At 63.9% G+C, this 13161-nt stretch carries 17 protein-coding genes; 6 read left to right on the top strand and 11 right to left on the bottom strand.

Annotated elements, in window-relative coordinates; translation table 11 throughout:
• Positions 1-24: 24 nt before the first annotated feature.
• From OKW39_RS44275 to OKW39_RS44265, 3 genes are all read right to left on the bottom strand, one after another.
• A complete protein-coding gene (locus OKW39_RS44275; RefSeq protein ID WP_429565776.1) occupies positions 25-576 on the bottom strand; it encodes a hypothetical protein in 552 nt (183 codons plus the stop codon).
• Between the two features lie 11 nt (positions 577-587).
• Positions 588-5264, bottom strand: coding sequence for a WGR domain-containing protein (locus tag OKW39_RS44270; protein WP_429565775.1), 4677 nt, complete (start codon positions 5262-5264; stop codon positions 588-590).
• 97 nt (positions 5265-5361) lie between these two features.
• Positions 5362-6432 (bottom strand): hypothetical protein, encoded by a 1071-nt coding sequence (locus OKW39_RS44265; protein ID WP_429565774.1) that lies wholly within the window; start codon positions 6430-6432, stop codon positions 5362-5364.
• Between the two features lie 120 nt (positions 6433-6552).
• Between OKW39_RS44265 and OKW39_RS44260 the strand changes: the two genes are divergently transcribed.
• The 6 genes from OKW39_RS44260 to OKW39_RS44235 all read left to right on the top strand — a co-directional run bounded on the left by OKW39_RS44260 (position 6553) and on the right by OKW39_RS44235 (position 8896).
• Complete coding sequence (locus tag OKW39_RS44260; protein WP_429565773.1) at positions 6553-6837, top strand: BrnT family toxin; 285 nt, start codon at positions 6553-6555, stop codon at positions 6835-6837.
• Positions 6821-7096 (top strand): BrnA antitoxin family protein, encoded by a 276-nt coding sequence (locus OKW39_RS44255; protein ID WP_429565772.1) that lies wholly within the window; start codon positions 6821-6823, stop codon positions 7094-7096. Before OKW39_RS44260 ends, OKW39_RS44255 begins: the two co-directional genes overlap by 17 nt.
• Before the next feature lie 21 nt (positions 7097-7117).
• A complete protein-coding gene (locus OKW39_RS44250) occupies positions 7118-7408 on the top strand; it encodes a hypothetical protein (protein ID WP_429565771.1) in 291 nt (96 codons plus the stop codon).
• Positions 7409-7412: 4 nt separating this feature from the next.
• The gene (locus tag OKW39_RS44245) at positions 7413-7883 is read left to right on the top strand and encodes a DUF4262 domain-containing protein (protein ID WP_429565770.1); all 471 of its coding nucleotides are present in this window, start codon (positions 7413-7415) and stop codon (positions 7881-7883) included.
• A gap of 61 nt (positions 7884-7944) precedes the next feature.
• Positions 7945-8376 (top strand): DUF29 domain-containing protein, encoded by a 432-nt coding sequence (locus OKW39_RS44240; RefSeq protein WP_429565769.1) that lies wholly within the window; start codon positions 7945-7947, stop codon positions 8374-8376.
• 22 nt (positions 8377-8398) lie between these two features.
• Positions 8399-8896, top strand: a complete 498-nt coding sequence (locus OKW39_RS44235; protein ID WP_429565768.1) for a hypothetical protein — start codon at positions 8399-8401, stop codon at positions 8894-8896.
• On the opposite strand, the gene OKW39_RS44230 is transcribed toward OKW39_RS44235, so the two are convergent.
• The 8 genes from OKW39_RS44230 to OKW39_RS44195 all read right to left on the bottom strand — a co-directional run bounded on the left by OKW39_RS44230 (position 8893) and on the right by OKW39_RS44195 (position 13153).
• Complete coding sequence (locus OKW39_RS44230) at positions 8893-9342, bottom strand: hypothetical protein (protein ID WP_429565767.1); 450 nt, start codon at positions 9340-9342, stop codon at positions 8893-8895. The two genes, OKW39_RS44235 and OKW39_RS44230, sit on opposite strands and share 4 nt — an antisense overlap.
• A 5-nt stretch (positions 9343-9347) precedes the next feature.
• Positions 9348-9584, bottom strand: a complete 237-nt coding sequence (locus tag OKW39_RS44225; protein ID WP_429565766.1) for a hypothetical protein — start codon at positions 9582-9584, stop codon at positions 9348-9350.
• 11 nt (positions 9585-9595) lie between these two features.
• Positions 9596-10186, bottom strand: coding sequence for a hypothetical protein (locus tag OKW39_RS44220; protein WP_429565765.1), 591 nt, complete (start codon positions 10184-10186; stop codon positions 9596-9598).
• A complete protein-coding gene (locus OKW39_RS44215) occupies positions 10183-10431 on the bottom strand; it encodes a hypothetical protein (protein ID WP_429565764.1) in 249 nt (82 codons plus the stop codon). Before OKW39_RS44215 ends, OKW39_RS44220 begins: the two co-directional genes overlap by 4 nt.
• Positions 10428-11831: a site-specific DNA-methyltransferase gene (locus OKW39_RS44210; protein WP_429565763.1), complete on the bottom strand. Its 1404-nt coding sequence runs from the start codon at positions 11829-11831 to the stop codon at positions 10428-10430. The genes OKW39_RS44215 and OKW39_RS44210 overlap by 4 nt, the downstream gene beginning before the upstream one ends.
• A complete protein-coding gene (locus OKW39_RS44205; RefSeq protein WP_429565762.1) occupies positions 11824-12114 on the bottom strand; it encodes a DUF7352 domain-containing protein in 291 nt (96 codons plus the stop codon). The genes OKW39_RS44210 and OKW39_RS44205 overlap by 8 nt, the downstream gene beginning before the upstream one ends.
• A gap of 49 nt (positions 12115-12163) precedes the next feature.
• Complete coding sequence (locus tag OKW39_RS44200; RefSeq protein WP_429565761.1) at positions 12164-12859, bottom strand: recombinase family protein; 696 nt, start codon at positions 12857-12859, stop codon at positions 12164-12166.
• A gap of 75 nt (positions 12860-12934) precedes the next feature.
• Complete coding sequence (locus tag OKW39_RS44195; RefSeq protein ID WP_429565760.1) at positions 12935-13153, bottom strand: hypothetical protein; 219 nt, start codon at positions 13151-13153, stop codon at positions 12935-12937.
• Between the last annotated feature and the right edge of the window lie 8 nt (positions 13154-13161).

Below are 13161 nucleotides of genomic sequence, written 5' to 3'. Positions count from 1 at the left end.
ATACTAGCATCACGAAATCAGGTGCTATTCAAACAGGCGCTTTTCAAAGCGGCCCGGCACACCGAGCAGGAAGCGCGCGAGATCATCGGCGAGATTTTCGAGATCGTCCTGCAGACCGGTCTCGTCGCCGTCGTCCTGGTGTGCGCTGATCGCCTCGTAGGCAAAGCGTGCGGCCCACGCGAACACATCGGCCACGATCCGCTCGCGATCCTGCTCCGACGCCGGCGCATCGTAGACATGATCCAGCGCACGCAGCATCCAGTCGACCATGCCACCGCCGCTGTTCCACTGCCCGACCGACTCATACGCCGGGTTTTGATCGAGAAAGACGGCGGCCGCATCGTGGCAGGCACCGCGATCAGCGCGCATGGCGTCCTCGCGATCCATGGAGTGCTCGCCGACCGCTGCGGCGCGCTCACAGATACCAGCCAGAAAGCCGCGGGTGAACGCGCCCACCACCTGTGAGTCCCCGAGGTAGGGCTTCGTGCCCGAGGCCCGCTGAAGCGCGATGTGCAGCCCCGAGCCACCAAAGCGCTGGTCGGTGTCGAAGCCTTCGAGTTGTCCTGTAGTGGCCATACACATCCCCCTTACGTTGGCAATACTAGCACCTCGACCACATAGGGACTTTTGGTCCCGCCGTAGCCGTCCGCGTCCTTCTGGCCGTGCGACTGTTTGATGCCGGTGACCAGCAGCCGGTAGTTCGGCGGAAATACGATCTCCCGTTCGTTGCCGCTTGAACCCTCGGTGCCGCCGCCCGGCTTCGACCCTGAGCCGACCCAAAGACCCTTGCATCCGGGGCCGACCGTCATCTTCAACTGCACATTGCCGTGCCAGAAGTCGTGGTTCGTGCTGGTCGAACCGATCGCGGGCTCCTGCAGCACCATCCCGAGCGAACCACCCGAATGCTTGCCGCTCGCAGAGAAGTGCCCGACGACCTCCTCAAGCGCCTTACCGCTCAGAGAGATCCGGCGCGACAGCACCGTGCCCGGCTCAATGTCGTGCGCGAAGGTGTGCAGAGCCTGAGTGGCAGACTTGGCCTCGCCTTCCGGGTTGCCCGCCCACATCGACTTATTCTGGTCTCCGTACCCGCCGCCCGTGTACGACGCAATGGCGTCGCGCTGCTGCTTCGGCATTTTTGAGAACGCGGCCTGCGCCACCTTCGCGTACTTCGAATCTGGCACCTGCCCCGCGAGGTACGTCTTTTTCTCAAGCCCCAGGCTCTTGATGTCGATGATCCCCGGCTCACCGAGCACCAGGTAGCGGCCGACCTTTTTAACGGTTGCGTTCGCCACATCCTTGATGACCGGATACATGGTGTGCAGCTTCGCCACCATCGAGCCGGGTATCAGCCGAACCTTCTTCGGCGGATTCTTCTGGAACTCGATTTCGTTGATCAGCTGCTGCGCGTACCCACGCACGTACTGCGACGGATGCTCGAGCGCATGCACATGCTTGGTGACGGCGCCGTTCGCGTCGTACACCGGGAACATGTGCGACTTGATCTTCTCGACGCTGCCCGCCTTCGCGACCTCGTACAGTTCGTTCACGCCGTTCTGGTTGGCGACGTTCTTGTACTCAGCGGTCGCCGGCCCCGGCTTGCCACTGGTGCCCCAGCTCAGGAAGTTAGGCGGAGGCGCGAGTTCCTCGGGGCGGAACATCGGGACCTTTGTCGGCTTGGCTGCGGGCTTTACTGCCGTGGCCGCCTGCGGATACTGCGCAAGCATGTCGGCCTTGCGGGCGATCAGCTTGTCGGCCAGACGAATGCGATCGGCCTTCGAACCCGGCCCGAACTGCTCGCACAGATCCATGATGGCCTGATCGGGAATCGCGGCGACCTTCGCAACCGACGCGGCAATATCGCTCGGGCTCATCTTGCCGAACACCGCAGCGGTGTGCGCGTTCTTGGCCGGGTTGAGCATGGTCTTCAGTTCGATCACGTCGTTCTCGAACTTCTGCTTCTTGCCACCGGCGCCGCCATACAGGAGCGCCCCACCGGCATCGATGCGCACAGCCTTTCCATCCGGGCCGATCAGGATGTTGTCGTAGCCCTTGCCCGCAGCCGGGTTGTTGCCGACCGCGTCCCAGTTCGCCAGCCACGCGTCGGTCGCGAAGCCGGAGAGCAGGCCCGGTGCATTGCCCGCGAGGAGCGCGGCTTTATCCTGCTTGGCACCGACGATAATCTTCGAGGCGAGGCCGACCTTGCCGCCCTGCGTGACCAGCTTCGTATCCGCCGCGTCGACGCCGGCAAGCTGGTAGAGCTTCGATGCAAGTAGCTCGTTTTTCGCGATCTTCTCGCCACCGGCCGGGAACTTGCAGTACCACGCGACGCCATCCGCATCGACGTATGTGCCGCCCTCGTTGTAGCCGCCCTGCCCGCCGGTTTTCTTCCAGCCATCGATCGACTCGGGCGGCACCGGTGCCGCCGTGACGCCGGTGACTGCAACCGTGGGCGCGACTGGCGCGACGGTCGCGCCCGTGACCTTGGGTGACGGTGCGGGCGACGCCCCCGTACCGGTGGGCAGGTCCACCGTGTAGTGAGCACCCGATACGCCCTGCGCCTGATAGCCGCCTGCGACCTTGGCGGCGATCAGTTTCTTAGCCGCTGAATGCGCAGCGGCAGCGCTCGGGTAGGTCTTTACGGTATGCGAGCCTTTAGTGCCCATCTTCCCGTAGTTGGTGACCATGCTCGTACCGTGGACGCCGACACTCCAGTACTTGTTGTGGCCCGGCTCTGTGTTGTGAAACACCTGCATCGCCACCGCAACTTTTTGCGTGTTTGGCGCAACATTTTGCGCAGCCTGCGTGCTGGTGCCCTGCTTGTGCCAGCGTCCGTTCTGGAACACGAGCGTGCCGTCGGCACCCTGTTTCGTGTCGCCTTCCTTCGGACCATCATCGGTTGCATTCAGGGCAGCAAGGGTCTGGCCGTCCTTCTGTGACTGCAGCTTGTTCTTGAGGTCGGTGACGTAAGCAACCGTTTTCGGCAGGGGCTTCGTGTTCAGCTTGAGCTTGTGCACCTGCGCGATGAGCGCGCCAAGTTTGCCCGCCTGCGCTGCGGTTGCCGCCTTGTTGCACTCGGCAACGTTGGCACCGGGCGGTGCCGCGGGAATCGCCGAAGCGGGCAGACCCTGGCTGGCGGGCGCGGCAGGGGACGCAGGTGCTGCTGGCGCAACGTGATCCTCCGGCGGCGCATAGCCAGCGCCGCCGATCTTCGCGAGCGCCGCCTTCGACACCTTCACGCCGTGCGTTTTTTCAAGCCATGCAGCCGCTTCGTGTGGCGTTGCGAAGTCCTCGTGCTCCATCGCCGCGTCGTCGGTGATATCGCCGGTCTTCGAATACAGCGCCTGGAACCCCTCGTCATGCTTCACGATGTACGCTGCCGGATCGCCGTGGCCTGCAGTGTCACCCCACGCGATCGACGGATAGCCCGAGAACGACGGATCCATCGCATCAAAGTCCCAGCCGCGCATCGGATCCTTCGGCGCCGCTGGTGCCGGTGCAGCGGCAGCCGCCTGCGCCTTTGCCGCCGCGAGCAGTTCTCCGACATACGCCTTCGTTTTCGGCGCGAGCAGCTTCGCGTGGAACTCCTCGAGCCCCACGAGATCGCCCTTCTTAGCCATCTGCATGGCCTTCACAGCCTGCGACTGCTTGATGCCATACGGAATGGGCGGCAGCGCTGGCGCCGCGGCTACCACCTTCGGCGCGGGCTTCGATTGCAAGCCGTCCAGCAGGTTCTTAGCGTAGGCACCCATCGCCGCCGCATCGGCACTAGTGAGTGCTTTTGCGTCCTCGACATACTCGGCGAGCTTTTCAACATTGCCCGCCGCCGCCCACTTGTCGAGCACCTTCGCGGTTTCCTCCCAGCCTTTCGGGACCGCCGGGGCGGCAGCGCCGCCGCCGAGAAGCCCGTTGTTCAGCGCGTTAAGGTTCGGAATCGAAGTCTTGGCCTGCTCGAGCATCGCCAGAATCTGATCCTTCGGTGCGCCCTTGCCGATGGCCCCCAGCTTCGTGCCGCCAGGGACATCAATCGAGTAGGTGAACTGCCCAGCCTTGCCCGGCTTGAGCTTGTACCCAGCAGCCTCGAGGATCGGATGCGCGACGGAATCCGGTACGGGCTCGTACTTGCCGTACTTGTCGAGCGGATTACCCGACGTCACCGGTGCAACGGTCGGCGTGGCGTCGCCACCCTTCATGCCCGGGTGCGAACCGAACTTCTGGCCGGGCGTGACCTGGTGGGTGGAGCCGAGCAGCTTCAACGAGGCGTTCGCCAGCTTCGCGGCCTTCACGCCGTAGTTGTTCGAGCCGTAGCCCATCATCAGCAGCGTCTTCACGTCGCCGTCGGCGGTGGCCTTGGCGATCGCCTGCAGCTTCGGATTGACCGACTTGGCGTTGGTGTTCGACTCGGGCAGCTTCGCGGCTTCGATCGCCATCAACTGCGCGCCGAGCGCTGCGTTCGGGCCGACGGAGGGCGCGGGCTTTTCAGCAGCAGCGATGACCTTCGGCGCGGGCTTCTTCTCGGCAGCAGGCGCGACCGGCTCGGGATTCTCCGCGTCGTCGAACACGAGCTTGTGCGCGAACGCCTGCGCCGCGTTCGTCGTGGTGAAGCCGCCATGATCGACGCCATCGACCAACAGCTTGTAGCCGCCCCCCTCCAACTCGGTGATAACGACCGGCTGGCCGTCGAGCGACGTCTTGATGATCTTCGGCACGAACTCCGGCTTAGACGCCGGCGCTTCGAACGATTCCGGCGCCACTGGCGCGGTGGCCACCGTCGGCGGATGCTTTGCGAGGTGCGCGCCGTAGCCCTCGGCGAAAGCGGGCTCCTTGCCCGCCTTCTGGAACTCGGCCACCAGCACCTGCTGCTTGTCGAGCGGAGCGGCAGCGAAGCCCTTCCATTCGGCAGGCGTCGGCTTCTGGCCAGCGAGAATCTTCTTCTTGAAGGTCGACAGCAGCGCCGCGGCGCTGGCCTTGTTCTGGATATCGGTCGCATGCTCGAGCAGCACATGCAGCCGGTGGTCATGCGGCATCTGGTGGAACCAGGCCTGTTTCGAGAGCTTCGCGTGCGCCTGCTTCTGCGAGTGCGAGCCATCGCCCGACAGAATCTTGTGCTCGTCGTGCTCGTCGGTGACGTGCACCATCGCGTGGTGACCCTGCACCACCCGGCCGTTCGAGCGGGTGTAGGTCGGAATAAAGACCTGCTTCTTGGTGGTGGCCTTGAAAAACAGGACCGGCGCGCGGGAGCCGGACAAAGCGGGAATGTCAGCCATGGGGTAATCCTGCAAAGGATTACCCGAGGCTAATGTCACGACGCCGACAAACTCCTAGTGGAAGTTCAAGCCTGACCCCGATGCCACCTCTAGCTATTCAGAACGGGACGTCGGCTCCCGGCTCGCCACCTTTGCGCGGCGCTGCATGAGCCTGACCAAAGTCGTAGTGGCGGCCTCCCGCTGTTCCGAAGTCAAGGTCGAACGGGACATCCGAGTCATCCAGTTCGAGAGTGCGTCCGAAACTTTCGAGTTCGTCTGCGGTGAAGTTGGGGTTTTCATCAAGGAATTCCTCAATATGGTCCTGCGCTGCAGGCGGCAGATCATCAAAGCCGGTTTCATGCGCGTCCTGCGCAGTCAAACCTTGGTACTGCTCATCGTAATCCACCTGGGCCTTGTTCGCGTAGCCCTGTGGCGTGAAATGTTCGGAGCCAGCCATGCCGTTCGAAACGTGCTCCTCCAGCTCCGTGTGGTCCTCGCTGTTCAGATAACCGAGTTCGTGCAGCGCCTCGGCCATCTGCTCGATAGTCCGCCCCTTGGACGACGAGAAAACCGGCTTGATGCCGACGGCGTAGCCCTTCAGGTCGTTCTTGCCAAAGCCCCACGCCTTCTTGACGTCGGCCGCATTCAGACCGCCGAGCTTCGCGATCGCCGTGAACAGGCTGTCGTGCTCCGGATCGACCGTGCGCGCGGCCTTCGCGCGGGCCTTCGCCGCGGCGATCTGCGCGTCCGTGCGGAACCCCGGCGTGCCCTTCTGCCCCAGCTGCACGCGATCGCTCGAGCCGAGCACCTCGAGCGCGCGATTGGCGAGCGCAACAGCCTTCTTCGCGTAATTGTTCGTGCCGTACGACATCATCGTGAGCACCGCCGGATCGCCCGCCTTCAGCGCCGCCGCAATCGCGTCGAGCTTCATGTTAACGACCCGGGCATTCACGTTCGATTGATGTAACCGCGCCGCATTGATCTGCCCCAGATGGTCGTCGACGGTGGCAGGCGCGGACGCAGCCCTCGACGGCTCGGCACGTTCATCGGCGTGCCGCACCGTCGTGTAGTGTCCGCGCACCACCGCGCCATCGGGCCGCGTGAACGTCTGGACAAACACACGCCGGGTGGTGGCCTTCAGGAAAAGTACCGGCATGCGCGAGCCGGACGGAGAACGGGTATCAGCCATGAGCAGCCCCGGAAATGGTGATTCGAGGCTAACGTCACGACGTACAGGAGCCCCCAGAATCCGGTTGCTTTCCCGCCCGAATGTAACTACACTTGTGTAACTACAAAGAAGGGGCTACACTTGTTTTCATGGGATGACATCAAGAATGAGAAGAACCGCCGCAAACACGGTGTCAGCTTTGAACTCGCCCAATTCGTATTCGATGATCCCTTTCACGTCACGCAACAGGATCGCATCGAGAACGGCGAGCAACGATGGCAAACCATCGGCACAGTGGAAGGTGTCGTGCTGCTGCTGGTAGCTCATACGTGGACGCACGCTGACGACGGCGACGAACATATACGCATCGTCTCCGCACGACGCGCAACCAGACTGGAGAGGAAAATCTATGAAGAAGGTACCTGAATCGCTTCGGAAAGAACTCGCTGCCGTGGCGGCGAAACCGGAAAGCGAAATCGATTTTTCCGACATCCCGGCTACCACCGAGGAGTACTGGAGCGGCGCCGAGCGCGGAAAGTTCTACAGGCCCGTCAAGCAACAGTTGACGGTGCGCATTGACGCGGACGTGCTTGAATGGCTCAAGAGTCAGGGGAAGGGCTATCAAAGCCGCATGAACGACATCCTGCGGACGGCCATGCTCGCGAAAAAAGCGCACCGCCGGTAAAACCACATTCGGGAGTAATACGTGAACCAACCCCAGCCCTCGGGCTATGCCGTGATCGCCCGGATGCTCGGCCTCGACGTGACCATGCTGCGCGCCGTTGCCGCACAATGGGAAACGGACCCGAACACCCCGCCACTCACCCTGCTGCAGTTCGCGGTGCGCTGTGCCGACGCACACGTCGTCGCGCAGACACTGAACAACACGAACCTGTGGGAACTCGCGATCCATGAGGCGTTCGATCCGAAAGACATCCCGCACACGCTGCCCACGCTGGGCGTGCCACGGTTGGCGAGCGACGCAGACAAAGAATAGGACTATGGACAGCAACGACTATCTCCTCAAGATCGACCGCCTCATTGCTTCGCACGGGCATGCCGTGCAGGGCGTGTTCGACCCCGACGGCAAAAAGGCAGCGTACGGCTACACCATCGGCAACGTGCTGCAAGGCCTGCCCGAACTGCTGGTCTCCGGCCTGCCACCCGATATCATGATGCCGATCCTGAACGACACAGTCGCGCTCATGCGCGCAGGCACCCTGAAGGTGACCGACCACGCCAGGACCTCCGACATCGCACAGGGCTATGACACGGCATTTCGCCTGGTCGACCTGTCGCGGGTCGACGACGAGATCAACCTGCTGAAGGTGTGGTGCCGCCTGCACGAAATCGAACTGCCACCCGTGTACCAGCTTGTCTGGCCCGACGCGCAGAACCGCTTCCCATGGGAGCCCGGCTTCACGGAGAAAATGCGCGCGATGCAGCCGGTCCTCTACAGCACCGTCCACTGACGGACGATATCAGCTATCTAGCTGCTATCTTGCAGGGTTCGGCCAGCATTCGGAGATACTGATGAGCACACTGCACGACACAGATTTTCATGCCTGGACCGCCGAGCAGGCGGAACTGCTGCGCGCAGGAAAACTGGCGGAGGCTGACATCGTGAACATCATCGAGGAACTGGAGGACATGGGGAGCAGCGAGCGCAGCCAACTGACGAACCGCCTCGGCGTGCTGCTGACGCATCTGCTCACGTGGGCCTATCAACCGGAGCGGCGCTCGCGTATCTGGCGAGCGACCGTGGATGAGCAACGCGTCCGTATCGCGCGCCTGATCCTGAAAAATCCCAGCCTGAAGTCCTATCAGGCGGAGGCCGTGGAGGACGCCTATGCGGGGGCGATCTATGCGGCGGAGCGCGAAACGGGACTGGACTCGGACGTGTTCCCGCGCGACTGCCCCTGGACTTTCGACGAAGCGATGACATTGCCCGTTCAAACGCCGTGAAACTCGCCCCCGGAGAACCACCATGCACCATGCCACCTTCGAGCAGGTCGAGCGCGACGCCGCCGCCGTGCTCTCGCGCTTTCTGAGCGGTGCGCCCTCACGCGCGCTGCGCGACCAGATGCAGGGGGCCATCAACGACTTCTACAACCGGCAGGAACGCGACGGCAACACCTGCTTTGTGAGCGAATGGGGGCTGTGCATTACCGGCTTCAGGATCACCGGCATCGAGGGTGACCGCGTCGCTGGCCGGTGGAAAACCGCATGGCCGTATTTCGCGCGCTTCGCCCAGCCGCATACCCCGGGCGTCATCCTCGGCACCCACGGCCCGTACGACCTCTACCTGTGCGAGCAGGGACTGCTGCCCGCGACGCTGCTCGCCCGCTACGGCAACGACGGCGCGTACTCCACGTTCAATCCGAAGCTGCAAGGCATGCGCGCGCTGGCCGGCGCGCCCGAGATTTTCGCCATCGCCTGGGCACGTGCCTGCGCGCTAGGCTACGCTGACCTTGTGAGCGACTAGCTGCCCGCCTTGGGCGGTGCCACCACGTCGTCGAGCGTGGAGCCCGTGGCAAGCGCCGCCAGCGCCTTGATCGCCGCAGGCAGCAACGGATGACGGACCTCGCGCCACGTCGCGAGCGGGCCGGTATTCATCGCCGCCATCAGCTTCGCGAGCCTGTGCTGGCCACCGGGCTCCGCCTCGATCCTGCGGAACTCCTCCGCAAGTACACCCTCGATGTCGGCCGCGCACAGGATCGCCTGAAAGCCGCGCGGGTACGGCGAGTCGACCACCCGCACGGCAAAGCGCGAGAGCCCATCACCCGCGTCGTCCTTCGGCGCGGCACCCTCGAGCAGCGGTGGCAGCGCGTCGCCCACGAACTCACCATCGCCCATATGCACGACCGTCGTCGTGTGGTTGCCCGCCCCCAGCTGCACGAGTGCGTACTTCGGTAGCGAAAACCGGAACATGAATCTCACCTCTCGGAGCCGGCGTGTACCCGGCGACGGTCAAACAGCGGGTGCCGCGCGTGCGCGGACAGCGTGAGCCGCCCGATGCCAAGCACGACGTTATGCATCGCCACCTCGGCGGCCAGCACGCTGCGCGCGAACGTGAGATGCGACACGTCGCGCCCGCGCGCGAGCCGGTCGCCACGGATCAGCCGCTCTGCGGCCAGGCGCAGGTGTGCGCGCCGGTAATCTCCATTGTTCATCGCCCACCTCCTCAGTCACCTCTGAGCACCGACATCATCACCGGCTGGCCGTCGACCATCAGGGCCTCCATCCGGATGCGCCGCGCGAATGCGACCATCCCGTCCGCCGGACCATCCACACCATAGAGCGCGGCCAGCTCGCCCAGCCGCTCGACCGACAGACCATCGAATACCTGATCGCCGCCCTGCCCGCGTGGCCGCTTCTGCAGGTTCTGCCGCTCGTGCTTCGAACGCGCCACACACCCGCAGGACGTCCGGCCACCATAACGGATGTCCTTCGCACACAGCACCAGCGTCGTGCCGCAGTCGCACCGGAAACGCCACATCGCGCCACGCGCACTCGAATGGTCATAGTGCAGCGCCGTGAGCATGCCGAAGCGCCTGCCCTCCATGTCGAGCATCGCCTGATACTGACGATGCCTGGGCAACCCGCGCGCAAGCTCGCGCCGCAGGCAACCACACGAACGGGTATGCCCGCTGCGCACCACCGCACCGTGCAAAACCTTTTCTGTCCCGCACTCACACCGGAACAGCCAGCGCTGCCCCTCCACCCGCCGGATCGCAGTCAGACGCCCGAACGTCTGACCCGCAATGTCCTTCATGGCGTCGACAGCCCGGGGTGGTTTTTGGGCTCGTCGACGAACTCGCGCAGCGCCTTCATCATGTCCTCGCGGTTCGCGTTGCTGATGTAGTTCATCCGCCCGCCCTCAATGCGGTTGAAATCGAACACCAGCAGCGCGAAGCCATACGGCGCGAGCACCTCACGCAACGCGTGCGCAAGCGCATTCATCAACGCGCGGTGATTATCCTCGATTGGTTCGTCCGGATTGCCGCTGGCGGTCGTCATGCCGACACCTCAACAGGGTCTGAATCGGGGAAAGGCTCGCCGGTTTCAGCGTGCACCGCACGCCGGCCGGTGAACCCGAAGTAGCGCTTGCAGATGACGTCGACAAACTTCGCGTCGAGTTCCATCACGCGCGCACACATGCCAGCCATTTCTGCGCCAATGAGCGTCGAGCCCGAGCCGCCGAACGCGTCGACCACTATGTCGTTCGGCCGCGCCGAGTTGCGCAGCATCCGCACGATGAGCCCGACCGGCTTGGTGGTCGGATGCAGCGCGCTGCGCGACGGACGGTCGTAGCTGATCACCGACGGCTCGAGGTTCTCGACCATCGCCTCGCCCGACACCACCAGCAACTGGTCACCGGCCTGCACCACCCAGCGCCCGTCGTCCTGCTGCTGGAAGGGCGACGCCTCGCCGAGGTCCATCACCGTGGTCTGCTTGCGGCCACCGAACCAGCGGTGCGCGGCGCCCGGCCGCCAGCCGTAGAGAATCGGCTCATGAATCCACTGGTACGGGCTGCGCCCGAGCACCAGACTGTTCTTGCGCCAGATGATGCAGCCCGAGAGCCGGAACCCGGCAGCGCGGAACGCACTGCGCACGTTGTAGCCCTCGGTGTCCGCGTGCGCCACATAGATCGCCGCGCCCGCCTTCATGACCGTGTAGAGCCCGCCAAACGCGCCAGCGAGGAAGTCGTGGAACGCCTTGTCGGCCATGTTGTCGTTCTTGATCTTGCCCGCCTTCGACGAGTAGTCAACGTTGTACGGCGGGTCGGTCCACACGATGTCTGCGCGCTCGCCCTCCATCAGCGTCTCCCAATCCGTGACCGCCAGTGCGTCGCCACACAGCACGCGGTGCGGGCCGAGAATCCACACGTCGCCGGGTTTGGAGAACGGCACCACCGGTGGCTCGGGCACCTCGTCCGGATCCGGCCCGTCACCCGGCATCTGTGGCGCCAGCAGTTCGTCCAGTTCCTCCGCGCCGAAGCCCGTAATCGACAGATCGAACCCGGCCTCGTCCAGCTCGCCCAGCTCCATGCGCAGTATGTCCAGATCCCACCCTGCGTTGATCGCGATCTTGTTATCCGAGAGCACATACGCGCGCCGCTGCACTTGCGACAGGTGCGAGAGGTCGATGGTCGGCACCACCTGCAGCGACAGACTCATCGCCGCCAGCAGCCGCCCATGGCCCGCGAGAATCCCATCGTCCGCGGTGAGGATCGGGTTCGTGAAACCGAACTCGCGCATGCTGGCCGCAATCTGCGCCACCTGTTCATCCGAATGCGTGCGTGCGTTCTGCGCGTACGGCACCAGCTCCTCGAGCCGGCGCATCACGAGCGCCGTGGGCATCATGATCGTGGGCGCGTCCGGTGCGAGCGCGGCAGGTGCGGCCTTCGCCTTACTCATTGCGTGCCCCGAGATACCGCACGAACGCATGCCACACATACATGCCCCCGTGCTCGAAATACGTCGACACATAGTCGCCGTACTCGGTCGGCATGTCGCCGCCGGTGGGCGCGATCATCACCTCGACATCGGCGCGGTGGCCGCCCGAGAGCGCCTCGCGCTCATGCATGACCCACGCATACGGATGGCCGTGCTGCAGATCGACATTCAGCACCTTCGAGCCGCGTGGCAGATCCAGCCGCGTGAACGGCCGATCCAGCTCGTACTTGAAGATCGTTCTCATCGTTGCTCCTGTCGTGCTTTCGACTTCGCTGGCATCACACACCTCCTTCTCACAAAAACTCGCGTTGCTTACTGCTACGATTGCAGGCAACCCGAGCTAACACTCGTTGCAGCTGGGCCTGCGACCACTGGCCACCGCGCGTGGTTTTGACGCCGAGCGCATTCAGTTCGTCGACCATTTGGCGCTGACTCATGCCAGCGGACCGGAAGCCGTTCAACGTGGCCGACAGCTTCGCGGCGAAGGCATCAGCGGCCTGCTGGCGGGCCTCGATATTCGGCTTCAAATTCGCGGGTCCGGCGACGCCCAACTTCACGCCGCGGGCCTTCGCTGCACGCAGCGCATCTTTCGTGCAGCGGCTGATCTGGTCGCGCTCCCATTCGGCCATCACTGCGTGCATCTGGAGCATCACCTTGCTGGCCTGTGGCATATCTGCCGCCACGAAGTCGCACCCTGTCTCCATCAGGCCGCTGATGAAATGAACGTTGCGCGCCAGCCGGTCCAGTTTCGCGATGATGAGCGTCGCCCCGTGCTTCTTGCACATGTCGAGCGCAGCACGCAGCTGCGGACGCCTGTCTAGCGCGTCACGCCCCTTGCCGGTTTCAGTTTCGACGAACTCGCCGACGAGTTCCCCCTGGCCACCGTTCAGGAAGTGCATGACGGCTTCGCGCTGCGCGTCGAAGCCCAATCCGCTCATCCCCTGGCGAACCGTCGAAACCCGCAAATAACTAACAAACTTGTCTCGCATGGTCACGCATCCTCATCCGTGAGCACCCGGCTCGCCGCAATCATCAACACGCCAATCGCGCACCACGTCGCACGACTAATGCGTCTCGCGATCCGGGTAGAGCGCGCGCCACAGACGCTGCCCGATTTCATGGCGCGCTCGCTCCTCGGCCACATATGCCGCGAGGTCGCTGACATTGCCCGAGACATCGAGCACGAAACGAAGCTGCTGGATCGCCGCCATCAGCGCCCGCGCATCGTCCTCACGCAGGTCCTGATCAAGCACCACCGTGAGGGAATGAAAACGGTCAGTCACCTGTGTCA

Source organism: Paraburkholderia sp. MM6662-R1, from assembly GCF_050436245.1.
In the GTDB taxonomy this organism is placed as follows: domain Bacteria; phylum Pseudomonadota; class Gammaproteobacteria; order Burkholderiales; family Burkholderiaceae; genus Paraburkholderia; species Paraburkholderia tuberum.
This window is presented reverse-complemented; position numbering and strand designations above follow the sequence as displayed.